This window comes from Leptospira borgpetersenii serovar Javanica (genome assembly GCF_003046425.1).
Lineage (GTDB): Bacteria > Spirochaetota > Leptospiria > Leptospirales > Leptospiraceae > Leptospira > Leptospira borgpetersenii.
Window position 1 is genome coordinate 1 of record NZ_QAJG01000016.1, and the last position, 25,000, is coordinate 25,000.

23 protein-coding genes and 4 pseudogenes (1 of these 27 cut by a window edge) are annotated in these 25,000 nt (G+C 40.5%); 20 read left to right on the plus strand and 7 right to left on the minus strand.

The genetic code is table 11. The annotated features are described in order from the left end of the window. Nucleotides 1-381 precede the first annotated feature (381 nt). Nucleotides 382-806 (minus strand): annotated as a pseudogene (locus tag CLV95_RS12860) (LA_1841 family salt-regulated protein). 413 nt (nt 807-1,219) lie between these two features. On the opposite strand from CLV95_RS12860, the gene CLV95_RS12865 reads away from it, so the two are divergent. Both CLV95_RS12865 and CLV95_RS19405 read left to right on the plus strand, forming a co-directional pair. Beyond that, on the plus strand, nt 1,220-1,522 hold the full coding sequence (locus CLV95_RS12865) for a hypothetical protein (protein WP_002727231.1): 303 nt from the start codon (nt 1,220-1,222) through the stop codon (nt 1,520-1,522). A gap of 79 nt (nt 1,523-1,601) precedes the next feature. Further along, the gene (locus CLV95_RS19405; RefSeq protein ID WP_230456550.1) at nt 1,602-1,889 is read left to right on the plus strand and encodes a PIN domain-containing protein; all 288 of its coding nucleotides are present in this window, start codon (nt 1,602-1,604) and stop codon (nt 1,887-1,889) included. 291 nt (nt 1,890-2,180) lie between these two features. Here the strand turns inward: CLV95_RS19405 and CLV95_RS19845 are convergent. Next, a pseudogene (locus CLV95_RS19845) lies at nt 2,181-2,532 on the minus strand (tetratricopeptide repeat protein); the annotation flags it as partial. 262 nt (nt 2,533-2,794) lie between these two features. On the opposite strand from CLV95_RS19845, the gene CLV95_RS12875 reads away from it, so the two are divergent. The 6 genes and pseudogenes from CLV95_RS12875 (at nt 2,795) to CLV95_RS12900 (ending at nt 7,373) form a co-directional block, all read left to right on the plus strand. Beyond that, nucleotides 2,795-3,082, plus strand: a complete 288-nt coding sequence (locus tag CLV95_RS12875) for a hypothetical protein (protein WP_002727308.1) — start codon at nt 2,795-2,797, stop codon at nt 3,080-3,082. Then, on the plus strand, nt 3,082-3,975 hold the full coding sequence (locus CLV95_RS20115) for a type ISP restriction/modification enzyme (RefSeq protein WP_002733065.1): 894 nt from the start codon (nt 3,082-3,084) through the stop codon (nt 3,973-3,975). The genes CLV95_RS12875 and CLV95_RS20115 overlap by 1 nt, the downstream gene beginning before the upstream one ends. 45 nt (nt 3,976-4,020) lie before the next feature. Continuing rightward, a complete protein-coding gene (locus CLV95_RS19660; protein WP_016762563.1) occupies nt 4,021-4,338 on the plus strand; it encodes a type ISP restriction/modification enzyme in 318 nt (105 codons plus the stop codon). A 397-nt stretch (nt 4,339-4,735) separates the two neighbouring features. Continuing rightward, nucleotides 4,736-4,914: pseudogene (locus CLV95_RS19665) on the plus strand (transposase); the annotation flags it as partial. Nucleotides 4,915-5,172: 258 nt separating this feature from the next. Continuing rightward, on the plus strand, nt 5,173-6,882 hold the full coding sequence (locus tag CLV95_RS12895; RefSeq protein WP_016561243.1) for an EAL domain-containing protein: 1,710 nt from the start codon (nt 5,173-5,175) through the stop codon (nt 6,880-6,882). A 101-nt stretch (nt 6,883-6,983) separates the two neighbouring features. After that, nucleotides 6,984-7,373 carry a response regulator gene (locus CLV95_RS12900; RefSeq protein ID WP_002727325.1) on the plus strand — a complete coding sequence of 130 codons (390 nt, stop codon included), beginning with the start codon at nt 6,984-6,986 and terminating at the stop codon, nt 7,371-7,373. A gap of 896 nt (nt 7,374-8,269) precedes the next feature. Here the strand turns inward: CLV95_RS12900 and CLV95_RS12905 are convergent. Both CLV95_RS12905 and CLV95_RS12910 read right to left on the minus strand, forming a co-directional pair. Beyond that, nucleotides 8,270-10,345, minus strand: coding sequence for a methyl-accepting chemotaxis protein (locus tag CLV95_RS12905; RefSeq protein ID WP_016748924.1), 2,076 nt, complete (start codon nt 10,343-10,345; stop codon nt 8,270-8,272). 24 nt (nt 10,346-10,369) lie between these two features. Beyond that, nucleotides 10,370-11,934, minus strand: a pseudogene (locus CLV95_RS12910) (LA_0442/LA_0875 N-terminal domain-containing protein). A 531-nt stretch (nt 11,935-12,465) separates the two neighbouring features. On the opposite strand from CLV95_RS12910, the gene CLV95_RS12920 reads away from it, so the two are divergent. Then, nucleotides 12,466-12,651 carry a hypothetical protein gene (locus CLV95_RS12920; RefSeq protein ID WP_077022033.1) on the plus strand — a complete coding sequence of 62 codons (186 nt, stop codon included), beginning with the start codon at nt 12,466-12,468 and terminating at the stop codon, nt 12,649-12,651. Nucleotides 12,652-12,716: 65 nt separating this feature from the next. Here CLV95_RS12920 and CLV95_RS12925 read toward each other — a convergent pair whose 3' ends face one another. Next, a complete protein-coding gene (locus tag CLV95_RS12925) occupies nt 12,717-13,859 on the minus strand; it encodes a hypothetical protein (protein ID WP_002733062.1) in 1,143 nt (380 codons plus the stop codon). 151 nt (nt 13,860-14,010) lie between these two features. Here CLV95_RS12925 and CLV95_RS12930 point away from each other — a divergent pair, with 151 nt between their 5' ends. The 4 genes from CLV95_RS12930 to CLV95_RS12945 all read left to right on the plus strand — a co-directional run bounded on the left by CLV95_RS12930 (nt 14,011) and on the right by CLV95_RS12945 (nt 17,678). Continuing rightward, nucleotides 14,011-14,361: a hypothetical protein gene (locus CLV95_RS12930; RefSeq protein ID WP_002727291.1), complete on the plus strand. Its 351-nt coding sequence runs from the start codon at nt 14,011-14,013 to the stop codon at nt 14,359-14,361. After that, entirely contained in the window at nt 14,336-15,718 is a 1,383-nt protein-coding gene (locus CLV95_RS12935; protein WP_002733114.1) for a PP2C family protein-serine/threonine phosphatase, read from the plus strand. Before CLV95_RS12930 ends, CLV95_RS12935 begins: the two co-directional genes overlap by 26 nt. A gap of 7 nt (nt 15,719-15,725) precedes the next feature. Further along, nucleotides 15,726-16,499, plus strand: a complete 774-nt coding sequence (locus tag CLV95_RS12940) for an enoyl-CoA hydratase-related protein (protein ID WP_002733116.1) — start codon at nt 15,726-15,728, stop codon at nt 16,497-16,499. Between the two features lie 633 nt (nt 16,500-17,132). After that, nucleotides 17,133-17,678, plus strand: a complete 546-nt coding sequence (locus CLV95_RS12945; RefSeq protein ID WP_002733112.1) for a DUF192 domain-containing protein — start codon at nt 17,133-17,135, stop codon at nt 17,676-17,678. Nucleotides 17,679-17,708: 30 nt separating this feature from the next. On the opposite strand, the gene CLV95_RS12950 is transcribed toward CLV95_RS12945, so the two are convergent. Beyond that, nucleotides 17,709-18,314 (minus strand): DUF3332 domain-containing protein, encoded by a 606-nt coding sequence (locus CLV95_RS12950; RefSeq protein ID WP_002727312.1) that lies wholly within the window; start codon nt 18,312-18,314, stop codon nt 17,709-17,711. A gap of 167 nt (nt 18,315-18,481) precedes the next feature. Between CLV95_RS12950 and CLV95_RS12955 the strand changes: the two genes are divergently transcribed. The 4 genes from CLV95_RS12955 (at nt 18,482) to CLV95_RS12970 (ending at nt 21,682) form a co-directional block, all read left to right on the plus strand. Continuing rightward, nucleotides 18,482-19,936 (plus strand): MBOAT family O-acyltransferase, encoded by a 1,455-nt coding sequence (locus tag CLV95_RS12955; protein ID WP_002727299.1) that lies wholly within the window; start codon nt 18,482-18,484, stop codon nt 19,934-19,936. 130 nt (nt 19,937-20,066) lie between these two features. Further along, complete coding sequence (locus CLV95_RS12960; protein ID WP_002733064.1) at nt 20,067-20,426, plus strand: PilZ domain-containing protein; 360 nt, start codon at nt 20,067-20,069, stop codon at nt 20,424-20,426. Nucleotides 20,427-20,489: 63 nt separating this feature from the next. After that, nucleotides 20,490-21,113, plus strand: coding sequence for an RNA polymerase sigma factor (locus CLV95_RS12965; protein WP_002727273.1), 624 nt, complete (start codon nt 20,490-20,492; stop codon nt 21,111-21,113). Nucleotides 21,114-21,118: 5 nt separating this feature from the next. Beyond that, nucleotides 21,119-21,682 (plus strand): LIMLP_12425 family protein, encoded by a 564-nt coding sequence (locus tag CLV95_RS12970; protein ID WP_002727275.1) that lies wholly within the window; start codon nt 21,119-21,121, stop codon nt 21,680-21,682. A 24-nt stretch (nt 21,683-21,706) separates the two neighbouring features. Here the strand turns inward: CLV95_RS12970 and CLV95_RS12975 are convergent, their stop codons facing one another. Next, nucleotides 21,707-22,753 carry an MraY family glycosyltransferase gene (locus tag CLV95_RS12975; protein ID WP_002733076.1) on the minus strand — a complete coding sequence of 349 codons (1,047 nt, stop codon included), beginning with the start codon at nt 22,751-22,753 and terminating at the stop codon, nt 21,707-21,709. A gap of 94 nt (nt 22,754-22,847) precedes the next feature. Between CLV95_RS12975 and dapA the strand changes: the two genes are divergently transcribed. The 3 genes in view from dapA to cdaA are tightly spaced (at most 15 nt apart) and all read left to right on the plus strand, a layout consistent with a single transcriptional unit that may run on beyond the window. Beyond that, nucleotides 22,848-23,732 (plus strand): 4-hydroxy-tetrahydrodipicolinate synthase, encoded by an 885-nt coding sequence (gene dapA / locus CLV95_RS12980; RefSeq protein ID WP_002727251.1) that lies wholly within the window; start codon nt 22,848-22,850, stop codon nt 23,730-23,732. Between the two features lie 2 nt (nt 23,733-23,734). Next, nucleotides 23,735-24,544 carry a 4-hydroxy-tetrahydrodipicolinate reductase gene (gene dapB / locus CLV95_RS12985; RefSeq protein ID WP_002727258.1) on the plus strand — a complete coding sequence of 270 codons (810 nt, stop codon included), beginning with the start codon at nt 23,735-23,737 and terminating at the stop codon, nt 24,542-24,544. Nucleotides 24,545-24,559: 15 nt separating this feature from the next. Beyond that, nucleotides 24,560-25,000, plus strand: partial view of a diadenylate cyclase CdaA gene (cdaA, locus tag CLV95_RS12990; RefSeq protein WP_002727221.1) — the 5' portion only. The gene runs 381 nt beyond the window's last position; the window shows 441 of its 822 coding nt (coding positions 1-441); its start codon is at nt 24,560-24,562; its stop codon lies off the right edge, out of view.

The window sequence follows — 25,000 nt, forward strand, 5'->3', positions numbered from 1 at the left end:
ATAAATCTGTCGGAATTACTACAAATCCTCTGTGAAACTTACGCCCCACCCTGATTTTGGGTGGAGGGGAGAGGCGGTGGGAAGACTCGGGAGGTTTTCTTTACCACAAAATCATACTTTTTGCAAGTAAAAAGCCTCATTCTTGTCGGAACACTTGGAAGAATGTGCGTTTTAGATTCTTACTATTTCAACTCAACTTGTGGATCGCTTTGCAGGTCGTTCGAAATATCGCATTGCGTTTCTTTCATGCAATTGATTGACTGGAGCCGGCCTTTGTTTGCAAAGGCCGGATTCGCCCAAACTTTTTTATATCGAGTTTACGTTACTTGACGGTTTTGTGAAAAATTTACGATAATTTTTCCACCAAGTTTCGGTGAGATTTTATTTCTCTTTCGAGGGCGTCAGAATTTTTCTTGCGATTTCCCAAGTTTGAATTTGTCCGTTGCTACTTGAAATTTGGCCGGGAGTAGAAGTATTTCCCGCTCTGGTTCCCGGCATATACTGTACGGAAGTTACAATTCCGGAATCGGCTAGTATGATAACGTCGGCTCCCTGTTCTCTTGCTTTTTCTTTCACGTATTCTATACAATGATTCAATTGTCCACAACGAACTTCTACAATTCCAATCTGTTCTACTTGATAATCAGGGACCGCCCTCAGAATCACATCAATAGGTTCCGTTTCGGCGAGCGGCGGATAATTTTTCCGGTGATCGTTACACTTCCCATCGCACAATTTGTGAAACCGAAGACGACGAAACAAATTATAATAGATATTTTTCCAAGTTTAAGATAGTAAGCTGTCATTTAAAAAGTTGATTCTCCTTTGTGAGTTTGGATCGTTTTTTAAAAAGGTCTTGTATGTCAAATCAATTTTATAATTTAATTGCAGAATTAGGAATATAGATTTTTTCATTTTTGTTTTTTAGAAATTTTAACTGAATACGAGTTTGGCATAAGAACCTATGATTTTGAGAAAAATTAAAATCTTAAACATTATGGATCGATTTCTTAAATGTGGGAACTTGGGAACTACTGCAAACCACGATTTTACGAACAAATTCTAAAATTGTAGGAGCTCATACTTTTAGAAACGTCTTTCTCATTTTCTTACGCAGAATTTACGTTACCGATCTCTATAAAATTGAGTACCGTAAATTTTATTCCAAAGCGCTCTTCCAGCGCAAAATATTAGATACTCTTTTCTCTACTAATCAGTAATGAGAAAAAGAATTAGACAAAAAGAAAGTAAAGGTTTGAATAAGAAAGATATGTTAACAGTAACAGGTAGAATTAAAAAAGGAAAAATAGTATTAGACGAGCAAATCGGTGTGCATGACGGAAAAGTGCTTGTGACCTTTATTGAAGAGAAAGAAATCCAACCGTTGGAACCGGTCAAGAACTTCGGGAAAGAGCTTCAGAAGCTAAAATTGGCTGGTATTTGGTCAGACCGAGAAATAACGGACGGGTTAGCGTATTCAAGAGAATTAAGAAAAAAATTATCTAATCGTAATGTTAATTGATTCAGACGTTTTGATTGATTATTTGCGAGGGTATGAAAAAGCAATCAATTGATTTCATTCTCTTGATGAATCAGCTTCAATTTCCGGATATTCATATTTTGAATTGATAGAAGGTTGTAAGAATTCGAGGGATTTACAGAAATTAGAAAAATTTGTATCTGTATTCGAAATACTCTGGTTAAATGAACGAGAAATTCAAAACGCTTTATTGATTTTTAAAAAAACCAAATTTAAAAATGGAATGGGTTTTATCGATTGTTTGATTGGACAAACATCGCTCAGATACAAAAAAACTTTGTATACTTTCAATGTAAAACATTACAAAGGTTTTTCAAGAATTAAGATTTCTAAACCTTATGAAAAGTAAATTAGGATCAGATTCTTAATAAATGGTTATTACTACTCTGTATGTTATAGGAATACGAAGTAAATATAAAGAAGAATTCTTTTCAGTTTAAAGCTTGTCCCGAAACCTGAAAAGGAATCAGCACAATCACTTTATAAGTTCGTAATAGAGTGTGGAAATTCCCGCAGATTGTTGATTTATGGATTTTCTAACGGATTTTATCGTTGGAACATTTTTGTAGGAGTTCCGACATCCGAGGTTTTGGGACAAGCTTTAAATATTCTGCATAATTTTAAATATGAATGATAGCCGTTATCTTTTGATCCACAAAAGAAAAGTGAAATAAAGATTTAGAGAAGAAATCAAGAAAGAGTTTTTCTCTATAAAAGAAATACTGTTCTTTATTGTAAGAATTGGTTTCTTTGAGATTGGAAATTGTAGAATGGAGTTCCGATTTTAAATTATCAATAGAACGGAATAGTTCCGAATCTAAAAGGATGATGGATTGTGTGCCGTTCGATTTGCGATTTTGAGAAAAATTTTAGACGGAACATTTTTCTTAAAAGAGATACTACTGAGAAGTTCGATTTCTTTTTTAGATCCCGATCAAAAGGTCACTTGAGAGAAGCTTTTTTAAAAGATCAATCGCTTCTTCCCTGCCTAAGTCGGTGGCAAAATCAGGAAGCCGAAGTTCTTCATCTATAAAACCTTTAGAATCTAAAAAATGATTCAGCTTGGACCCATTCACCGGAACTGGAACCTTTATCACTCGACTGATGCAGAGCGCTCTGATTGATCTGAAAGACTTACCGTATAAATTCAAACATGAGATTCACGCCAATGAGATCGTCCTTCTTGTCTATTACATTGCGCCATCAACATAGAGGCCACTTACCAATGCGGGTATATTGAAGGGAATGCAATGGATGGTCTTCGGAAATGTCTGGCAGAAGAGTTCAGCTCTCTATATATTTCACTTACGAGGAAATCAAAAAACTTCAGGCGAACTTTCTCGAAAAGAGGGTGGTAAACTCTTTGGAAGTGGAAGTCGAGCACCCATAGCAATCACACTCTTTGTAAAAAATCCTGATTCTAAAAACAGAGGCCAAATTTTATTTCACGATGTGGGAGATTATCTCTCCAGAGAAGATAAGTTACAGAAGCTTATAGAATTCAAAAGCATTCAAGGAATCACAGAAAAAAAGGCTGGGTAATGATTCAGCCCGACCAGCACAACGACTGGATCAACCAGAGAGATAATAGTTTTGGGGAGTTCATATCGATTAGAGATAAAAAGGATACGGATTCATTGGTTATATTCAATAATTACTCTCAAGGAGTAAAGACAAATCGAGATGCTTGGGTTTATGATTCAAATGAAAGCATTTTGAAGAAAAAGATAAAGCTGATGATTGATTTCTATAATTCCGAAGTTGATCGATATAGGAAAGCTTGTGTTGGATTGACAAATGAAAAGAAATCTAAAGTTGAAGATTTCATTAATAACGATTCGACTAAAATGAGTTGGACTCATGAAGTTAAGAACGATCTCGCGAATCACAAAACGCGAGAATTTCAAGTTGGTGATATTGTTCCTTCTATCTACCGTCCATTTGTTAAACAATGGATGTATTTTAATAAACATTTCAATAACCGTGTTTATCAAATGCCCCGCATCTTCCCCGATGCGGCCACAGAAAATCTGGTTATTTGTATAACCGGTCTTGGAGAGACAAAAGGATTTACTCCATTAATCACAGACATGGTGCCGAACCTCCATTTTGTAGCTGGTTCCCACGCTTCCCACTCTATCTCTACGATACCGATGAGATTGAAGCTGACTCCTCGACAGAAGACTCTCTTTTTGTCACTGCAAAACCGAAAAAATCCGAATCAGAAAGAAAGCGCAGAGATGCGATTACCGATGCGGGGCTTGCCCATTTTCAAGAAAAATATCTGGAAGAAAAGATTACAAAAGAAGATCTATTTTACTATATTTACGGGCTTCTTCATACTCCCAAATACCGTGAAAAATATGCGGACAATCTATCCAAAGAGTTGCCATGTATACAGCCGTAAAGAGCGCACCGGATTTTCGCGCATTTGAAAAGGCGGCCGAGAGCTTGCAAGACTTCATGTTGATTACGAGAAGGTGAAACCCTATCCTGTAGAGATTGCGACAACAAAGAAGCTTTCGGATAAGGACTACTCTGTCACACAAATGCGTTATGCTAAAAACGGGAAAGAGAAGGATCTTTTTACCGTTATCTTTAACGAGCATATCACGATCCAAGGGATTCCCGTTGAGGTTTACGAATATGTGGTCAACGGAAAACAGGTCTTGGACTGGATCATTGAGCGCTATTGTGTAAAGACGGATAAGGATTCTGGTATAGTCAATGATGGGCAACGGAGACTGAAAAGAATCCGAAGTATATTCTGGAACTTTTTCAGAGGATTATCACGGTGAGTCTTGAGACAATGAAGATTGTGAAAGGATTACCGGGGTTGGGGTTATGAGTGAATGCCTGAACGTCCGAACGTGCTCTGACTCATCGTTATCTGTGAAAGGGAAATAGAATTCCGGGTTTACCGATGAATGGATGCACATGAATGTATTAGGACTAATTTCTATATTAGAGTTGTTGAAAAATGAATTCTCTATCCGTTTCTGCTGTATTAAAATGGGCGTTTGAAACGGTTTTGTTAATTTGAATCATGGAATTTTTCAACAACTCTATTCTATTCGGGATAATTGTAATTTAAAAAGAATGTGTTATGCGAGTGGTAATAACCCAACCCCAAATTTAGAACCAGTTAGAATGATTGAAATCCTCCTTGATGTATAATAAATTTTGGAGGAAAATATGAAGAAACGTTTCATCGAAGATCAAATTCATAAGATACTAAAGGAATCGGAATCAGGAGTTTCGACACTGATATTTGTCGGAAGTATGGAATCAGTGGAAATACGTTTTACCGATGGCGTATGAAATACGGCGGAATGGAACTGAGTAACCTAAAGCGGATGAAAGTTTTGCAGGAACTTGAAGGATCCGATTATCTCTTTAGCGTATAAACATAAAACTCCGGGATCGGGTAAACTAGTTTTTTTCGTATTCAAAATTTACAAGAATCATTAAAACCTTCCGGATTTGGTCGGAGATATAAAAGATAATTGGCGTCCTATAGGATGAAGGGGTAGAATTGAAAATTCGGCTGTCAATAAAAGTGTGATTCTCGAAAAAACTAACGCGGGTTTGTGGAGAATCTGTTAAACGAATACTGTTTTAGGATCATTTGAATGGACGAAAACGAAAATTCTCGGGAAGAAAATGCGGAGCAAAGACCGGTCATACTTTTGGTGGATGACGAACCCAGCATCTTGAAGGGATTAAAAGAGCAACTCAAACTTGAATTCGGTAGCGATTTCGACATTGAAATTGCCGAGGACGCGGAAACTGCCTGGGACATATTGGAGGAATGTATCGAAAGGGGAATCGATATTCCGGTCGTGATTTGTGATCAAGTGATGCCGGGCATGAACGGAGACGAGTTACTCATACGGATTCACAATAGAAAGTCGAATATTCGAAAAATTATGCTGACCGGTCAGGCTTCTGCGGATGCGGTCGGAAATGCGTTGAATCATGCGAACTTATACAGATATTTGTCAAAACCCTGGGATTCCAACGATTTGATTCTTACGACCCGAGAGGCTTTAAAGTCCTACTTCTCGGATCTTTACCTTTGGGAACTCAATCGAAAGTTGGAAACAACTCTACTCTTCGATCGGGAAACCGGTCGCCCGAATCTCGAAAGTCTGAGGAAAGTCTTGGATGAAAGGGAATCTCAGGGAATACTGTCCATTCTTGCGGTCATTCGGATCGAATCTTCCACTTCCACGACTCAACATTTCGGAGTGGGAGTGTATCATAAAGTACTGAATCAATTTCTCGCCTTTCTTTCCTCGTTTATGGGAGAGTCCGGAAGTGTGTTTTATCTTTATCAGGACGAGGTCGCCGTTCTTTCCGAAATCGAAGAGAGTAAATTTCATTCTCTTTTGGTCGCGTTTCGGATCCTACTCCGGTCGGAATACATCGAAGCGGAGGGAGTTTCTTTTCGTGTGAACGTTTCGATCGGAGTTGCGACTCATCAATCATCCCTTTATTCCAAGGCTAGAATCGCAATGATGCACGCGGCTCGGAACGGCGAGCTCGAACTGATGAATTATTCCAACGCAATGGAGGCGGGAGATCAATACCAGATCAATCTTATACTGGGAAGAAAGTTAAACTACGCGATCAGTGTAGGTAACGTGATTCCTTATTTTCAAGGAATTTATGATAATACGTCCGAGAAAATTACGAAATTTGAATGTCTTGCGAGAATTCAGGACGGGGATAGAGTTTACTCGCCTGCGAGTTTTATATCGATCGCCAGATCGACCGGGATCATTCGTCTTTTGACTCCGGTCATGATTGAAAAATCGATCCGATATTTTGCGCAATATCCGGAATATTCTTTTTCGGTGAATATCTCGGAATTGGATTTGGAAAAGAAAGGTTTTGTTTTTTGGGTTATCAGTCGCCTCCAACACTATGAAATCACAGCAAATCGCCTAACGCTTGAAATCTTGGAAACCGATCGTTTGCGAGGAGGTGAAAGAGGTCTTGAAACCTTAAAAGAACTGAAGGAATACGGTTGTAGGATTGCGATAGACGACTTCGGAGTTGATCAATCCAACTTTGAAAGGTTGATGGAAATCGATCCCGATTTTATCAAGATAGACGGAAAATTTATACGGGGAATTCATCTGAGTAAGATTCCATATCTACTCACTTCCGCGATGACGGAAATGGCACATAGAATCGGTGCGAAAGTCATTGCCGAATTTGTAACAGGGAAGGAGGAATTTGACACAGTTCGTTCCTTAGGTGTGGAATATTGTCAGGGATATTATATTATGGAACCGGCTCCGGAGATTTTCCCGATACCCCGAATGTCTCTTTAAATGTTTTTCCAAAATTCGATCGTCATTATTTTTTCAAATGATCTAAGCGTTTTTTGATGATTCAATGAGTCGAATGAAATAAGTGAGGGTGAGTATTTCAATTGGATAAAGCGATTCTTTTTGTAGATGATGAAGCTCTGATCCTGATGAGCATGAAATCTCAGGTGAAACGTCACTTTGGAGACGGTTACAGATATGAAACGGCTCTTGATGCTGGAGAAGCATGGCAGATTATCGAAGAATTAGTTCACGAAGACGTCAGAATTTTGATTATCATTTCCGATTGGTTGATGCCTAACATCAAGGGAGACGAGTTCTTAAGGCAGGTTCACAATAAGTATCCGGATATCCAGAAAGTGATCGTTACGGGGCACGCGGACGATTCTTCCATAGAAGCGCTCAAAAGAGAAATTAATCTTCGCTCTTATCTCAAAAAACCTTGGGACGAAAGGGAATTGGTTTCCACCATTACGACCGCTTTAGCAAGTTAAAAGTGGCCGTCTTTATTTGTGTGAAAATCAAAGGCTCCGTCTGAAATATAATTATCCCATAAAAATCCGAACCGGATGACTTGTGGGCGCTGGAGTTGCCCGGAAATCTTTCCTCTACTTTACTTACTCCTTGAACTCAGGGGCATCGCTCCCGATGGATTGATCGCTCTCTGAATGGAAGTATAATATTCTCTATTATAACCAATCCCACAATTACTTGGATCTCAATATAGATCTGTCGGAATTACGACAAATCCACCCTAAAACTTACACCTGCAAGTGATTTATAGAGAGCGTTGCATGAGTTTTCCCTAATTTTGGGAGGAGGAAAGGTTTGGAGGACTTTCCACTATCGGGAAATCATACTTTTTGCAAGTAAAAAACCTCATTCTTGTCGGAACACTTGAAAAATGTGCGTTTGGATCCTTCTGATTCTAAAGTCCTCTTCAATTTGTGGGTAACGTTATGCGCGTTTTGGTGGAGGGGGAAACTCAGCCGCATTGCTCCCTAAGGGTCGCAAAGCCAGGAGGCGGGAAGACCTCGGGAGATTTTTTCTCTATCAGAAAATCATACTTTTTGCAAGTAAAAAACCTCGTTCTTGTCGGAACACTTGAAAAAATGTGCATTTTAGATTTTTACTATTCCAACCCAACTTGGGACGTTCTGAAGAATTCAAGCCGCAGAGCTTTCCTGAACTCAGCCGCATTGCTCCCTAAGGGTCGCTTCTGCAGGTCGCTCTGCAGATCGTTTGCAGGCGATAACTTCGACCTATAGATGAATCCAAATCGGCCACTACAAACTCATGTGTGGCGACAAAACAAAGTCGACCGTGAAGAAAACTCACCATCATCGCCTTTTGTGAATCGCCGCTTAACGTTTCGTTTTTATATCTTTCTTTATATTTTAAACTGATCGATAAAACGTAGCAAACCTTCCGATTGAGTATGCATATTCTTGGAAAATCCGGTTAAGTCATCCGCGCCATTTGCGATCTCTTGAGTCCCTTCGGAAATGCTGAGGATCGTTTTTGCAATTTCATCCGAAGCATGTCTTTGTTCCCGGACGGCTTCTTCGATTTGAAGACTGAAACTCATGAGTGAACTTGCACTGTGAAGGATTTTTTCCGTGTTTTTCTCCTGAGTGTCTACGGAATTCAAAACGTTCTTTGCGGAAACTCCGAACATATCCACGGAACTTCTGAGTTTGGCGAGGATATCGGATGCTTCTTTTACTTTGCCGGTTCCGTTGGTTACCGCACGATTCGTGGATTCCACGAGTTGTCCGATCTCTTGAACGCTGTTGGAAGTTTGAGACGCGAGTTTGGAAATTTCTTCCGCGACAACCGCAAAACCTTTTCCAGCCTCTCCTGCTCGCGCGGCTTCGATGGCGGCGTTTAACGCAAGTAAGTTGGTTTTTTCGGAAATGTCGGTGATAATGGAAAGGATTTCGTTGATCCTAGAAGCGCTGTCCCCGATTTCGTCCATCGCTTTCGTGGATTGATTCATGGAACTTTCGCCGGTGATAGCCTGTTGTTGTGATTCACTCGCTAGAGAGGAGAGAGATTTCATCTCTTCGTTGATTTTTGCGATCTGTTCCTTTAAAAGAATTACGTTTCCATCAATGTCTTTCATGTGAAAAATGGCCTTTTCCATCGATCTACCCACGTTTTCGGCCGAAGAGGCCAATTCTTCGATTGCCGCTGAGGATTCTTCGGACGCGGAAGCTTGTACTTGTGCGACGTCATAAAAATTTTTCGATGATTCCGCCATTTTATCGGAAGTGGAATTCAAGGATTCGGAAGAGCCTTTGATTTCGAGAATGAACTTTTTCAGGTTATTTTTCATTTGGTTTAGAGAGAGAAGAAGGTTTCCGATCTCGTCTTGCCGTTCGTATTTGTTGTCTACGATCAAGTTGCCGGAGGAAATTTGATCGGAGAAAGAGATTGCGGCATCAATCCCGTTCGTGATCAATTTTTGAAATATTAGATTCAATAGAATTACTACGACGATCATTGTGACTAAGCAAGCGGTGATCGTTTCCAGGATGATTCTCGACAAATTCTTCCAAAAAATGTTGTTGGGAACGCAGACCTCTAAGATCCATTTCTTATTGTAATTTCCGAGATAAAAAGAGTAGAGAAAATGAATGGACTGGTCTTTTTCATAAATCTGCATCTCTTCTTTCCCGCTTCCTTCCAAAACTTGTTTTTTCCATTCAGGATCTTGAATCTCTTTTCCAACGAGCTCCGGTTGTAGTCCGTTTGCGGCATAAAAACCGCCCGGAGAAATCAGACTCAGATGCCCTTCTCCTTGGTAGGGATGGATCGAAGCTAACATCTTTTGCATGTTTTTCATCGTGATGTCCATGCCTACGGCTCCGACAATTTCTCCGTTTCTGCGTACCGGTTTGACGACGGAGATCATCAGTACTTCTTTTCCGGATACAGGATAAGCGAAAGGATCCGCGATAAAATCCAGTCCTGTTTTTTTCGGAATATTATAAAAGTATCCGCTCGTATCCTGATTTTCGTAATAAATAACCGCTTCCAAAACAAGAGGTTTTTCAGGCCCCATCGATTTATTAACGTAAGGAACGAATCTTCCGGTGATATCGTAACCTTGTTTATTTACGTATTGAGAATCTTTGGAATCGAATTTTCCGGGTTCAAAAACGGACCAGGCTCCGAAGTAGTTCGGATCCGTTTGAGCGAGATCCTTCAAGGTTTCGATGGTTTCTTCTCTTGTCGGTCTTGCGTGCGAAAGTTGAAACTCAAGTCCTCTTAATCCGCCTAAGGCTTTATCGAAAAAGTCCCGAATTTCGAAAGCGTATCGAAACGCAACTAAGGTGGAGGAATCTTTGATATCCTGAGAAAGTTTAAAGTAAGTCGTGATCGTGCTGATAGCGGTGATCGTAAGGCTTCCCACCATTAGTACTAAGGAGAGATATAATGATATTCGAAACCTGATGGTCATAAGTTTCCTATTTCCTTTTGCATTTTAAAAACTATGCGAAAATCCGATGCTGAACCAAAATAAATGCGCGGGTATTTTTTGTAATAAATACGATTCTCGAATCATTTGTCTTAGGGAACCGTTTCCCGTATCCGGAATCAAAGGACTACCCGCTATCTGGTCCAAAAAAACTGATTCAAAGGACCGTTCACTTTCGAAGGGTCCACAATCAAACCGTCTTTTGAATTTCGGTTAACGTATCCTCCTGTTGCTCCATAGTAATTGTCCGTATCGTACATATACAGATTGGGCCTATATACGTGGTTCCCTTTGATGAAAAATTTTCCGAAATAGAAAGTTAAACTACTCGTGATGTCCTGGATTCCGTATCGGTTGTCCACGATATTATTGGACATTTCGTACCCGATATTAACCGCCGGGGTGATTCTAAAAAATTCCTCTTTAAAATACTCGTGGCTTAAATAAAGAGAAAGGTAATTTTTTCCCGCCGCCAAATTTGCGTTCTCCGCACTGATCTGTGTATAAAAGGAGATCGTCGGAGTTAGATAAGAGATAAATGGAAGAAATGAAAATTCCGGAAGCTGCCAAAAAATATAGTATTCCTGCCAAGCGAGTCTTGTCACTTGATTTGAAGTATTGTTCGAACTCGACACTCCTTGAGCGGCAAGAGAATTATAACCTCCTAATGGAGTTGAGACATACGCGGGGTTTTTGTGGAACGTATTATAGAACCAAGTTCCGACCGTAAACTTTCCCCAACTGCTTTTTTCGAAAGTATAATAAAACGCGTAAAATAAACCGTCCGCTCGTTTCATTCCGTTCTGTTCTTTATAGGGTTTCGGGACGAGTCCGCCGCAAGTTGGTCCGGTTGTGTAATTTCCGCTTAATAAGTTATTTTGAGTATCATACACACAACTTTGATTGAGAAGATCCGGATTCGGAGCGATAAACGGATTTCCTTGTCCCGGATAAGAGGGGCCCGGGCCTCCCGGAAACAACTGTAATCGTCCGTCGTTGTTGCGGTCGTTTCTTTCCGTTAGTTGAAAATTGCCCCAAAATTGGATCATAAATCCTTTTAGCGGAGTATTAATATTGATCGTGGGTTGATAGGAAGGAATAAAAGTAGTGGAAGCGTAACTGTCGTTCCTACGACGATCGGCCATCTCTCCCGAAAAACTGAGTCCTCTCCAGATAAAGTCCGATACGATCTCGTGAGTAATGTCGATAGTCGTTTCGTTTCCTTGAGAGTTCGCGTGGGGAGGTTCTCTTTCGATCGGAACCGCGATTCCTGCATATGGATTTGTACGGGCGGATTCCGGTTTCGAGATTTTATCCTTGTCGGAAGAGAAGAACGTGCTTTTGTTTTTGTCCTGTGGTTTTTCGTATGTGACGCCGAGCACGTTTTCTTTGTTGATGTAACGAATGTAATCGTCGTGCTCCGCAAGAAGAATTTTCTCTTCATCCTCCAAAAGCACTTTGCCTCGATGTATCAAACCGTTTTTTAAACGGACGATATCGGCTGCATTCAAAGAAAACTCAAAGAAAAAAAATAGATGGAACAAAAATAGGAAGTGAAGTTTAGATTTCATGTGTTTCTCGCTTTATTACCTTTTTGTTTTCCGATTTTTGAATTTTAAACAAGTTGGGTTCTCCAAATCGTCTAACTTTGCTTGATGTTCTCCTGGAAAAAATAACAAAAATAGAAAGCAAAGAGAAGAATCAACTAGGAAAAACTTTTTTCTTTCGATGAAATTCAATCGAGCGAACCGATTTTTAATTAGGGTTAAAAACGCGTTTTTGAAAATTTCATACAATAGAAATAAAAAGTTTTATAATAGGAAATGAGATCTGCTCAAATTTCGGCATTTCTTTGAAGAACGAATGATTCCGTTTTAGGTCTTTAAGAATTATATAAAGATATTTGTATCTTATAATCCTCGGGTTATCTGGTCTGAATTTAGGATAGCACTGTTTTTAGCGTAGAAAAATCGGAAAAAATTTCCATTTAACGTGAGTTCGACGTAACAAATACGAAAGCGATACTTATGCTGTGATTCGTAGAGAGGGCACTTTAGTTTGAAAAATTCAGTTGAAACGCTTTTGACGAAAGTGTTTCAGTTATAAAATTTGCGAGCGCTTCGTCCGAATTTTCCTATGAGTGTGTCCCAAAAACATTCGATCTTATCGGAATCCTCGCGGATCGCTGCAATTGTTCCTACGTTTTGGGACAGATTCTATATCGAATTCACGTTATTGATAGAGCGACGACTACCGAGTTCGGAGGACTTGCATTTACAGTCGTATAAAATTTTGATTTTTGTACAATTCTATAAAATTTTGGCGAGCGGGTTTTTGAGAGCGGTTATTTCGTTTAGAACACATGGCTTTGAGGTTCAACGTAACTCTGAAAAAGACGATCCAAAAAATCCTTTTGTTTTTTACATCTAGGTTTTTGGATTCCGTTTTTCATCTCGTAGATTTTTTTCCGGTCTTGAAGGATTTCCAAGGTCCAGATCTTATTTTGTAATTCCGTATGAATGTAGGAAACGAAAGAGTCTGCAAAAAAGTCGTCTCCGTTGGTCGCGGAGTAAAGGGTAGGGAAGGGAGTGTTTTCTAAGACGGGGTAAATTTTCTTCCAGTTGTTTTCAAGGTTGATCGGTTTGGAAGAATAGAATTTTATTTCCTTTCGAAGTGGAAACGACAAATCCCAAGACGAAACGTTTTCAACCTCCCAAATCCCTTTTGAAAATTCGAATGTATTAAAGTTTCTGTATTTCTCCCGAAAATCGGGAACGATTCCCTTCTGAACACTGACGATATGGCCTACTTCGTGTAACAAAATGTATTCGATTGTCTCTGGGATTCGATTACGGGCATCCGATTCGATTCTTACGTTGATTTGAATATTACCGGGAGAAAATGGAGAATTTTCTTTTTTCGTAATCCATTCGTTTGCGGTCTGGGTTAACATGCCCGTGTCTAAAAAAATCACGCCTCCTAAGGGAGTCGAGCCGTCGTAAACGAAAGAACTGAGACCGGTACTTCCCAAATTTCTGCAAAGAATTACTCGGAAGAGAGTATGATCGAGCAAGGTATTTACGGAATCGGGAAGGGATTTTCTAACGACACGAATCCGGTTCTTCCAAAATTCCAAATCGATTTCCGTTAGTGGAGGATCGAGTAATCCGTCGATTTGATTCATTTCTTGGATAAAGTTTTGCTCGTCCGAGTCGAGGCCGGAGATTCTGTATTCCCAGCTTTTGGATAGGGAATAACGTTCCGCTCGAGTGATCGGATGGTTGGTAAAGAGTTGATGGTACGGGTTGTTTTCAATTGGGATTTGGGAGGGTTTGCAGAAAAAAAGACCCAAAAAGACGAGTCGTATCCCGAACGTTCTGGGATATTTTTTCAAATTGTCGCTGAAAAAAAATAAGAACCTATTCCAAAATCGGGATGTACTTCTTGCCATTTTTGATAAAGTAAGATCGGACTTTGGGAAACGCGGTAACTGCATAGTACGGATTTTTTCAATGTGCCGAAAATAAGTAAATCCGAATCCTGGTCTTGAAAAGAAGAGATAGGTACCAGAATGGTTTGCGCTTATTTTCGCAGACTTGTAAATGTGGACGACAAATTTCCCGGGATTGAAAGATTCAGAAACGAAGATGTTTTATTTTCTTTTATCCGCGCTTTTTTTCTTCGGCTCGCTTGAATCTGCGGAAACGAATCCCTGGGATCTTTCCATTCACGAAAGAATCATCAATCGAAAACACGTCTCCCATATCATAATAGAAACTAGAGCCGACCATATCAGAGTCGCTCTTTTATTAAACGAACGATATCCCTATAACTACAAATCTAGATCGGGTTCCTTTTTTATCAGAGTGAACGATGAAAAAGAGGCTTTGGAAATTTCGGAAAAACTGGATCGGTATTTGGAATCGGGTTGGAATATAAAAATTTATCTTTCCGGATCGGAAATCACTCGCTATGACCTGGATAAAACAATTCAGTAAACTCAAGTCCGGTTTCTTAAATCCTTTCACTTTTTTTGAAAGGGAATTCAATTACGGCGAAGCCCAATCCTGGAAGGATCAGACAAAAATCGATCAATCGTTTATACGACTGGCGTTCCTACTTCATTTTATGATGTATTCCACCTTTGCGATTTCGGAAGTTCGGAATTCGGAAAGAGGAATTCTATACTTGGGAGTCATTTTTCTCGTCAACGTGATGAGTTTGGTGCTTTCCTTTCAGGAAAAATTCCTCTCTTGGGTGATTCATATTTCAAATACCGTCATCATATTTTTCATGATGAATCTATTTCACGAATCGTTCTATGGATTTCAAGATTTGGAAAACCTTCAAATCTATAATAATTACTTTTTACTAATATCTTTGATCGTGATATTCCAGATGTTCCGATTAAAAAAAAGTTCCTGTCTTTTGACCGGAATGATATCGATTTGTCTTCATATTATTTTCGTTTCGATTAAAAGAATGGAGCTCGGACTTGAGGATTTTCCTATAATCCTTTTTGTGCCCGATGTGGTATATGGGCTTTGTATCGTGATCGGAACTTCTTCGGTGAACATCGTAAAAAGATTGATTTCAATTTCATCCGAGCTCGATCTGGAATACAAATACATACAACAGGATCTCACGGTCGCAAAACAGGTTCAGGAAAATTTGTTTCCAGGAAGACTTAGCATCAAGGGGATTCGATACGAGGTGATGCGGATCACTCCCAATCATATCGGAGGGGATTTCTTCGATTTCGTGCAACTCCGGGAAGGAAATACCGGAATTTTTCTAACAGACGTAGCGGGACACGGGATCGCTTCGGCGCTTGTCGCCTCGATGGTGAAAATTATGGTTTCGACAATGCCTTACATTTTGAAAGTACATCCTTCCCGATTGATGGATTACATAGACGATTCCCTAAATGAACAATTTCATTCCTATCATGCATCCGCAATTTATATGTTTCTGGATTTTATTTCTAGAGAGGTTACGTTTTCAAACGCAGGGCATCCGTATTTAATCCGCGGATCTTTTGAAAAGGAATTCCACGAGGTCGAAACAGAAGGAGCTATTCTCGGCTTCGGAATCAAAAAGCCAATCGCGGAACAGGTTAAACTTCCTCTTGTAGCACAGGATCGATTTTTTTTATACACGGATGGTTTGATAGAAAACAAGAATCGGGAAGGAAAACTTCTTGGAACGGAAGGTCTACTTGAAATATTGAATGGGAATCGATTTGAAAAAGATCTGGGCGTCTTTAAGGCGAACGTCCAAAAGGCGGTCGAAAACTTTTTCGGAAACGTCGCCTTGGAGGACGATACCCTCTTTCTCATCGTGGAAGTGGAGTAAAAAAGAAATGAGTGAAAAACTAATCAAAGTAGTTAAAGAAGGACAGATCGCGATTCTTACGATTCAAAGGCCTTCCGCATTGAACGCTCTCAATCGAGAGGTGTTGACCCAAATCGGTCAAGAAGTGGATGTTCTTGAAAAGGATAAAAATATCCGAGTATTAATCGTAACCGGAGAAGGAAAGGCATTTGTTGCCGGAGCCGATATCGCCGAAATGAAAACCTTGAACGTTTCCGAGGGAGAAGAATTTTCCAAACTAGGAAACGAAGTCTTCCAAAAGTTGCATCAATCCAGAATCGTTTCGATCGCCGCGATCAACGGCTTTTCCCTCGGTGGGGGAATGGAACTTGCACTTGCTTGTGATATACGAGTCGGATCGGAAAAGGCGAAACTAGGATTGCCCGAGGTCTCCTTAGGATTGATTCCCGGTTTCGGAGGAACACAAAGGCTTGCGAGATTGATCGGTTATGCGCGGGCGATCGAACTCGTGGTTACCGGTGATATGATCACTGCCGAAGAAGGATATAGAATCGGGATTCTCAATAAACTGGTAAAAGAAGGAGAAAATATATTAGATTTTTCTAAAACGATTGCGGATTCCATTTTGAAAAAAGGACCTCACGCAATCGAGAGAGTCAAAAGGACAATCCAACAAGGGCTGGACGTTACTTTAAAAGATGGGATTTCCATCGAAGAGAAAGAGTTCGGTGCATGTTTTGACGGAGGGCAGTCCAAAGAAGGGATGACCGCGTTTTTGGAAAAAAGACCTCCTCGATTTTAACGTAGCGAAAGTACTGGCACTAACGGTTAAAATAGTAACCGGTAATTAGAAGCTATCTCAAAAATATCTTAGAATGATTGGCACCCGCATTTCAAGCGAAGATAAAGTATTTTTGAAATAGTTTATAGTCTCCTTTAAATCTACGATCGAACTCTTTTTCGAGAACTCCGTGAGTCGCTTTGATCTCTGGGGCGTTTCAAAATAGAGTTCGGTCGTTTTTTACATCTTTTCTCATTTCGGTGGTATAGAAAAACTCAATCCTCTTTGTATTCCTATAGTATTGAAAAGAACGAATATCTGATTCGGAGAATTGATTTTAGAATGAGCAGGAAAATGTATTTAGAACTTGTCCCAAAACCTCGGATGTAGGAAACTTCTACGGGAGTGTTCCAACAATAGTCCATTTGAAAACCGATAAACTGTCCAAGGGACATGATCTGCGGGAATTCTCACGCTCTATTACGAGCTTATGAAATGATTGTGCTGATTTCTTTTCAAGTTTTGGGACAAGTTCTTAGTAAAATGTGATCGGCGTTAACTTAACGAGGCGCTTTTATATGGCGTATTCAAATTGATGTTTAACGGAAAGTCGTATGGATTGTTCGTCTCTGACTGTTCAAAGGAAAAATAACAATGCTCGTGCCTAAATTCAAAATTTTATTTACAGCGCATCCCAAAGCTCTAGTTTACTTTGTCAGAAAGATCAAGCTGGAAACTCAACGTCTCGCTTCTATTGGCGCTCGACGGATTTTTATACTCGGTTTTATTTTTGGAATTTCATATAACGTTTTTCCCAGAGAACTCGAAAGAATTACGATTTATGTGGATGAACATCCGCTTCTCGTAGAAATCGCAAATACACCCGCGGACCGTGCCAGGGGATTGATGTATCGGAAGTCTATGGGTGAAAATGAAGGAATGCTTTTTGTATTCGCAAAACCGGAATATTTGAGTTTTTGGATGAAAAATACCCGGATTCCTTTGAGTATCGCGTATTTCAACCAGGATAGAAGAATCACGGATGTACACGATATGAAGCCCAATCAAACGACCGAATTGTATCATTCAAGCGAGAAGGTTTTATATGCTTTGGAAGTAAATCAGGGTTGGTTTTCTAAAAGAAAGATCGGCAAATACGGAGTACTGAAAATTCCGGATCGAGTGAGAGCGGTTCAGTAATCGGGGAAACTCCCCGATTACCGAGATACATTAAAGAGAATCGGAAGCTAGTTTTGCTTCTAGGTCGGTTAACGTTTTTGTATCGATTACTCTACTGGACTTTAGTTTGCCTTGTTCTGCCATTTTCAGGATCGTTTTAGATCCGACTGTTTCGGAAGAAATCACAACCTCTTCCAATTTGCCGTTTTTTTGCGCGAAAAATTTTCCCGGTTCGGCGCGAAAAACGATCAGGTTTTGATAATCCCCTTCTTTTTCGAATTGGATATCCAATCTTTTTCCAAAATCGGAATAACTCAGTAAAAGTTTTTTTCCGTTTTCCTCGTAGGTTTTAACGTATTTTCCGTTTTCGTCGTATTCGTTATAACCCACGGGGTTGCTTCCTGACCAGAATTCGATTAGGTTAAAGAGAATTAAATCGAAGAAAAATCCGATTCCATAAAGAATACTAAAAGGGAAATACATTACGAGAGTTTTAATGAGCTTCGCCAATAAGCCGCTGCCTATATTAAAACTGTCGTTTATTTCGTACACTTTTTTAACGATTGCAAATTTGCCGAAACAGTTTGCAAAGGAAACGAGAAAAATCATCGGTGCAAGAATCGCTACGACCATCTTACGAAATTTGTTTTGTTGCATGAAGGACAACTCCTTGATCGAATTTTTGAAAATTGAATCGTTTCTGGAAAATTATGCAAGATTTTTCTTTTTTCAAAGAGTAAATTCGAGTTTAAGTGAACGACGGCATAATTCCTTGACCGGATCCAGGTTTTAAAAAAGATAGAAGGAGATCGGGAGCGAAAGGTTTGCTTTTTCCAACTTTAGAATTTTTCGTATTTTTTATCTTCGTATTCCTGGTTTATTGGTATTTGATTCCCTACTTTTTCGGAAACGATACGAAAGCTCTATCTTTCACTCATTTTTTTTTACTCGTCGTTAGCTATTATTTTTACATGAGTTGGGACTGGAGATTCGGAGGTTTGATACTACTTTCCACCGTGATCGATTTTGTTCTCGCCGCAAAAATCGATTCCTCTCAGGGGCAAAGGACCAGATTCGCGTTGATAACGGTCAGTTTGGTTCTAAATCTCGTCTTTATATTGGGTTTTTTCAAATATTATAATTTTCTTGCAGACTCCATCAATTTATTCCTCGGGCATTTCGGAGTGAAAAACGCGCTCCCGATTTTACACGTTATTCTTCCCGTGGGAATCTCCTTTTATACGTTTCAATCTTTAAGTTACACGATAGACGTGTATCGGAGGCAAATTCTTCCCGAAAAAAGTTTTTTACGATTTGCATTGTTTGTTTCTTTTTTCCCTCAACTTGTAGCGGGGCCGATCGTGACGGCCAAAACCTTTTTACCTCAATTGGACACGGCTAAGAATTTAACGGAGATTCGATTTAGAAAGGCGATCCGTTATTTCATCTTGGGTTATATCAAGAAGGTCGTGCTTTCGGATAATGCGGCTCCGATTGTCGAAAAAATCTTCGGTCATCCCGAAAACTACGGAACAGTCGCGCTATGGTTAGGGGCTACTTTATTCCTCATACAAATTTATTGCGATTTCAGCGGTTATACGGACATGGCTTATGCATCCGCATTGTTGTTAGGTTACGAACTACCGGAGAATTTCCGAATGCCTTTTATCGCAAGAAGCGTTACGGAGCACTGGAGAAGATGGCATATAACTCTTTCCACTTGGCTTAGGGATTATGTGTATATTTCCTTGGGAGGAAATAGAGCGGGGGTTTTTCGCCATAGATTCAACCTTTGGTTTACGATGTTTGTGGCCGGTTTTTGGCATGGAGCGGCTTGGACGTTCGTCATCTGGGGAAGTTGTCAAGGAACGATTTTACTTTTGGAAGCTCTTTATGGGAGCTTAAAGGAAAAATATTTTCGGGATTTTCGGATCCTTCCTGATAAAATATTGGCGCCGATCCAAATCATCCTTACCTGTTTCGTATCGGTAGCCGTAGGGACTTGGTTTCGCGCCGAGTCGTTTACAAAAGGTTGGACCATGCTAAAAAAGATGTTCGTTTACACCGAAGGAGGTTTACGTCCTTATATGCTGAAGACGGGAATTCCGGTTATCCTTTGTGTGATTGCCGGTCAGTGGCTTGGTTACTTCATCTTCGAAAAAAAGAAGGAATGGAACCCGCCCGTATGGTTCGAGTTCTCTTTTTATCCTATCATTGCGGTGATTCTGGCCCTTCTGACTCCGGATCAGGAACTGCCGTTCATCTATTTTCAATTTTAATTATAGAAAGAATTTCGGTTAATAGGAATTATACTAATGCGAACTATGTCTGAAGGAAAGTCGATTCAAAAGGAATCGGGACAAAATCTTTCTGGACAAACATTCGTTTCACTTCAACTCTGATCCGGATATGTTTGGCAATCCGGACGAACAACCTAGAAGTCGCAGATACTATCCGGGTATTTATGCCGACTATATCATACAAATCGAATTCGGTTTAATTACACTTCATGCGGAGCTTGTCAACATTTCGGAGACCGGAATTTGTCTTATTTTAAACGGAGAGGACTTGGAGGTTACGGAGTCGGTTTACGGTTCCGTAATTGAAAAAGAATCGGGAAAACGTCTTGAATTCGAGGGTGATATCGTATGGGTTGGTCCGGAAGTGACGGATCATAAGACAAGATTTGTTTATGGACTAAGATTTCGTGTGCCTATGGTTTTGACGGAATCGTTGGTTTTGATCAATCTTTCTTTGCAAGATCCCTAATTCTGTCCTGTCTATCCTAAGTTTCCGGATTGCCATATCCGCTTTCTTTGGGATCTTTGAATCATGGATTCATCTTCTACAAAGATAGAGCAGAAACAAATCATTCCTAAAAAACCGACTTTAAGAGAGATTGAAATCGGTCTTCTTAAAAAAATTAAGGAAGGGGATGACGAGGCTTATATTCAACTTGTCAATCCGTTTCGGGAGAGGCTTTATCGCAAAGCGGTTTCGATGGTGAAGGACGGAGATGATGCGGAGGATATCGTTCAAGACGCGCTCATTTCCGGATACAGATCGATTCGTAACTTTCGTGCGGATTCCGGGGTTTATACTTGGCTTTATCGAATCGTAGTTAATAAGTCCAAGGATATGTTAGCGAAACGGAAACGAGCTAAAGAGAATTCCATGGATGATAAAGAATACCAGGTAACGGATGATCGGGTAGGATTCGAAAAAAAAATTGAACTTAGTGATGAATCCAACTATCTAATTAGCAAAATCAACGGTTTGGAAGATCTCTATAAAGAGGTGATTGAACTTAGATACTTCGAGGAGATGTCCTACGCGCAGATCGCCGAAGTTCTGGGAACCAACGTGGGAACCGTAAAGAGTAGGCTCTTTAAGGCGAAAGAATTCCTAAAACATTTGATCTTACAAGACGACAAGGGTGAAGGATACTTTAGGTAATAAAGATGGAACGTTTACAGTCAAAATTTAAAATTCCGCTTTTTCTTCGAAAGGAAGACGGAGATTTACTTAAAATTGAAAATTCGCTCGTGAAAACGATGTCCGAACTCAGGGACAAAGAACTGCGTAGTATTAACTTGAGCGATGGGTTTTCGATCCGATTGAAAAATCAACTCAAGTCGATTCGGCCCGAACCGGAAAAAGGATGGGAGAGAATCCGAGAAAACATCCTTGCCAATCGTGGTTTGCAATTTTCCTTTTCAGCCGTTTTGATGGTTGCAATTGTATTCGTAACTTATAATCGAATTCGAAGCTCTGACGTTCCCGACTTATCCGAAAGATCTGGTACCATATTCGAGCGATCTCAAGCGGGAGATTTTCAGGATATTCCTTCTTCCGGTAAATTCCGATCTGAGTCAGACAAAGTTCTTCTTAGACAAATTCCTTCCACTGTGGAAGCCAGAAAAACGATCGGTTCTCTCCGGAAATATTTTTCTGAAAAAGGAGATTTGGGAATTGTGGAGGAATTGGATCGGATTCTCGAACAAACCCAGGAAAATAATCCTTAAATATAAAGTCATAACCATTGACATCTATTTTTCCGTATCAATGATACTGGTAGAAAACCCGAACCTACGAAACAATAAAAAATACAACCCTGCATAACCCGCTAAACAAAACCAAAATACGATACTACCTGGAATACCCGCGGTGCGATGAGTTGCAAAAAGAAACATAGCCGGAAGGTTGGCGGCTGTAAAAAGAAACGCTACTAAGCCTTTGTTAGCCGAACTAACGGCGATTAGTTGATAGAGATGTCTACGATGTGCTTTGAGAATATTTTCCCGATTCTTAAGCCGAAGTAGGATCGTGATGACACCGTCCACAAAAAAAACGGGAAGCAAAAAGAAAGCCGAAGTGATTTCAAAACGGGCCCAATGATATTCATCGATAAAAAATAAAGGAAGAACCGCAATGGAATAACCGAGAGGAAGCGAACCGACGTCTCCTAAAAAAAGTTTCGCTTTAGGTAAATTGAAACCCAAAAAACCGAAGACGCCCGCACAGATCCAAAAAAAAACGGAAGGAAGTTGGGATTGAAATAAAAACGGGAATGCCAAAACCGCAAGGAGAAAATGAGAGGAAAGATAAGTATCCAGGCCGTCCATAAAATTACAAACGTTAACGACGAACAAGACGTAGACGATCAAAATCGACGTGGAAATCCCCGGAACGCTTCCGGTGTCGAAACCCAAAAACGAAAATTGAATCGGTTCCAGGAGGAAAAGAAGAAGCAGGAAAAAAAATTCCAAAACGAGACGGATGCCCGAACCGAGAGAAAGTAGATCGTCTGAAAGGCCGATCAAGAAAAAGAACAACAAACCCGCAAAAAAAAGAAGAATTTTCCGATCCGGAATTTCAAATCCTCCGAACCAAATCGCTGCCAAACAAAAAACCGGAAGAAAGATCCAAATACCTCCCGATTTTTTCGTCGTGCCGACATGCATACTTCTTTCGTTCGAAATATCCGAGATTGCGAATCGTTTGGAATGGAGATAGATCCAGGAGAAAAAGAACGTGACCAAAAAAACGAGAACACATAAAAGCCCAGGGTTCCAGAAAAAAGAAATCTGTTTCACTAGCGGTCCAGCCTAGAAGGAAGAAGTCTCACTGCAATCAGAAATCGAAACGATTTTGATTGCCAAATCAAGTAGAAAGAAAGAATCTAACCTTATGTTCCAGGGCGTTTATACGGCGATCATTACACCATTCAAAAACGATAAAATCGACTACGACAGCTATAACAAACTACTGGAAAAACAAATCAAGGCGGGAGTGAACGGAGTTGTGCCTTGTGGAACAACGGGAGAATCACCGACCCTTTCCCATACCGAACACGCGGAATTAATTCGGGAAACCGTCAAGGCCGTACAAGGAAAAATCCAAGTCGTGGCCGGAACCGGTTCCAATTCCACCCGGGAGGCGATTGAACTTACCGAAGCCGCATGCAAGGACGGCGTGGACGGGATACTATCCGTAAATCCATATTACAATAAGCCGACACAAGAAGGGCTTTTTCAACATTTCCAAGCCGTTGCCGAACATTCTTCCGTGCCCGTAATGCTCTACAATATACCCGGCAGAACCTCTATAAATTTACAACCGGAAACCGTTTTTCGTTTAAGCGAAATCAAACGGATTCGATCAATGAAGGACGCGACGGGAGATCTGGGACAGATGGGAAAATTGATTTCTTTGGTAGGAAATAAAATGACCGTACTTTCCGGAGATGATAATCTAACCCTTCCTTTGCTTGCCATCGGAGGAGCAGGGGTGGTTTCTGTCGTATCGAATCTCTTTCCAAAAGCGATGGTGGAGATGGTGAAATACTTTCAGGATGGAAAGGTTATCGAAGCCAGAAAAATACATTACGATTTTATAGAAACCTTTGCGCTTGCGTTTATGGAAACCAATCCGATACCGATCAAGGCGGCAATGGCTTGGTTCGGTCACTGCGAACCGGAGATACGGCTGCCTTTGACCCGACTTTCCCAAAATGAAACAAGCGTAAAATTCAAAAAGGTGCTCGAAATACTGAAAGAAAAAGGGTACGAGTAAGAATGTCCGATTCCAAGTATCAGATTGCACTGATTGGAGGTTCTGGAAGAATGGGACGCGCCATCATCACGGTACTTTCTTCCTCCAGCAAATCTACGCTTTCTTCTTCCGTAGTAAGCGGAGGTTCCGTATTTTTGGGAATGGACTCCGGACTACATTCCGGAATCAAACAGAACGGAGTTAATTTTTCCTCCGATTTAGAGGCCGCAGTACGGAGCGCGGATTGTGTGATCGATTTCAGCACGTATCAGAATTTAGATTTTACGCTTAAGGCGTGTATTCAGCATCGAAAGCCAGTGGTAATCGGAACCACGGGTTTGACCGAACTCCAAAAGGATGCACTTAAAGTGGCTTCAAAAGAAATCGGAATCGTATATTCGCCGAACATGTCCATCGGAGTGAATTTACTTTTCAAGTTAACCGAAATCGCAGCCAAGGCAATGGGAGAAAACTCGGACATCGAAATCCAGGACATCCATCACCGTCATAAAAAGGACGCTCCGTCCGGAACTGCGGAAAAACTGAAGAGCATCCTACTCGAAACGTTAGGCAGAACTTCAAAGAACGTGATCCACGGAAGGCACGGGGTACTTAAAGAAAGGGACCCCAGGGAAATCGGAATCCACACATTCCGTGCCGGAGAAGTGATCGGAGATCACACGGTTTATTTTTTTACTCCCGAAGAAAGGATCGAAATCACACACAGGGCCCAGGATCGGAAAACTTTTGCGGTGGGATCGATTCACGCAGCGGAGTTTTTAGTAGGACGTAAACCCGGATTGTACGATATGTTTGCGGTTTTAGGATTGTAGGTCGGGGATTACGGATTGTTTTTCTTTAAGAATATATCACTTTTCCCGCTCGGGAAAAATCCGTTCGTCATCGTAATCGATATATTGATCGTCGGTTTTTTCATCTATCAGTTTTATACAACCATCCGAAGAACCAGAGGGATTCAACTTTTACTCGGGGTTGCGGTCATTTGGTTCTTAGGAATTTTTGCGAGTTATTTCGAGTTGGAACTTCTGGATTGGATCATAGAAAGTATCCGTCCTGCCTTGGTATTTGCGATCATTGTACTACTACAACCCGAACTGAGAAAGATCACCGCGGACCTTTCCAAAATGAAGATATTTCAGCCTTTTCTGTTAAAACAGATGACCGATTTGGAAGAAATCACCGAAGCCGTTAAGATCATGGCAAAGAATAAAACGGGATCTCTCATCGCTATCGTGAGGGAAAACAGTCTGAAAGAAATCATCGATCAA

What these genes read in the sequence shown, in the direction of transcription:
- CLV95_RS12865 (WP_002727231.1), top strand. Translation starts at nt 1,220, where the DNA reads ATGAGAAAAAGAATTAGACAAAAAGAAAGTAAAGGTTTGAATAAGAAA.
- CLV95_RS12875 (WP_002727308.1), top strand. Translation starts at nt 2,795, where the DNA reads ATGGTCTTCGGAAATGTCTGGCAGAAGAGTTCAGCTCTCTATATATTT.
- CLV95_RS20115 (WP_002733065.1), top strand. Translation starts at nt 3,082, where the DNA reads ATGATTCAGCCCGACCAGCACAACGACTGGATCAACCAGAGAGATAAT.
- CLV95_RS12895 (WP_016561243.1), top strand. Translation starts at nt 5,173, where the DNA reads ATGGACGAAAACGAAAATTCTCGGGAAGAAAATGCGGAGCAAAGACCG.
- CLV95_RS12905 (WP_016748924.1), bottom strand. Translation starts at nt 10,345, where the DNA reads ATGACCATCAGGTTTCGAATATCATTATATCTCTCCTTAGTACTAATG.
- CLV95_RS12925 (WP_002733062.1), bottom strand. Translation starts at nt 13,859, where the DNA reads ATGCAGTTACCGCGTTTCCCAAAGTCCGATCTTACTTTATCAAAAATG.
- CLV95_RS12930 (WP_002727291.1), top strand. Translation starts at nt 14,011, where the DNA reads ATGTTTTATTTTCTTTTATCCGCGCTTTTTTTCTTCGGCTCGCTTGAA.
- CLV95_RS12935 (WP_002733114.1), top strand. Translation starts at nt 14,336, where the DNA reads ATGACCTGGATAAAACAATTCAGTAAACTCAAGTCCGGTTTCTTAAAT.
- CLV95_RS12940 (WP_002733116.1), top strand. Translation starts at nt 15,726, where the DNA reads ATGAGTGAAAAACTAATCAAAGTAGTTAAAGAAGGACAGATCGCGATT.
- CLV95_RS12945 (WP_002733112.1), top strand. Translation starts at nt 17,133, where the DNA reads ATGCTCGTGCCTAAATTCAAAATTTTATTTACAGCGCATCCCAAAGCT.
- CLV95_RS12950 (WP_002727312.1), bottom strand. Translation starts at nt 18,314, where the DNA reads ATGCAACAAAACAAATTTCGTAAGATGGTCGTAGCGATTCTTGCACCG.
- CLV95_RS12960 (WP_002733064.1), top strand. Translation starts at nt 20,067, where the DNA reads ATGTTTGGCAATCCGGACGAACAACCTAGAAGTCGCAGATACTATCCG.
- CLV95_RS12965 (WP_002727273.1), top strand. Translation starts at nt 20,490, where the DNA reads ATGGATTCATCTTCTACAAAGATAGAGCAGAAACAAATCATTCCTAAA.
- CLV95_RS12970 (WP_002727275.1), top strand. Translation starts at nt 21,119, where the DNA reads ATGGAACGTTTACAGTCAAAATTTAAAATTCCGCTTTTTCTTCGAAAG.
- dapA (WP_002727251.1), top strand. Translation starts at nt 22,848, where the DNA reads ATGTTCCAGGGCGTTTATACGGCGATCATTACACCATTCAAAAACGAT.
- dapB (WP_002727258.1), top strand. Translation starts at nt 23,735, where the DNA reads ATGTCCGATTCCAAGTATCAGATTGCACTGATTGGAGGTTCTGGAAGA.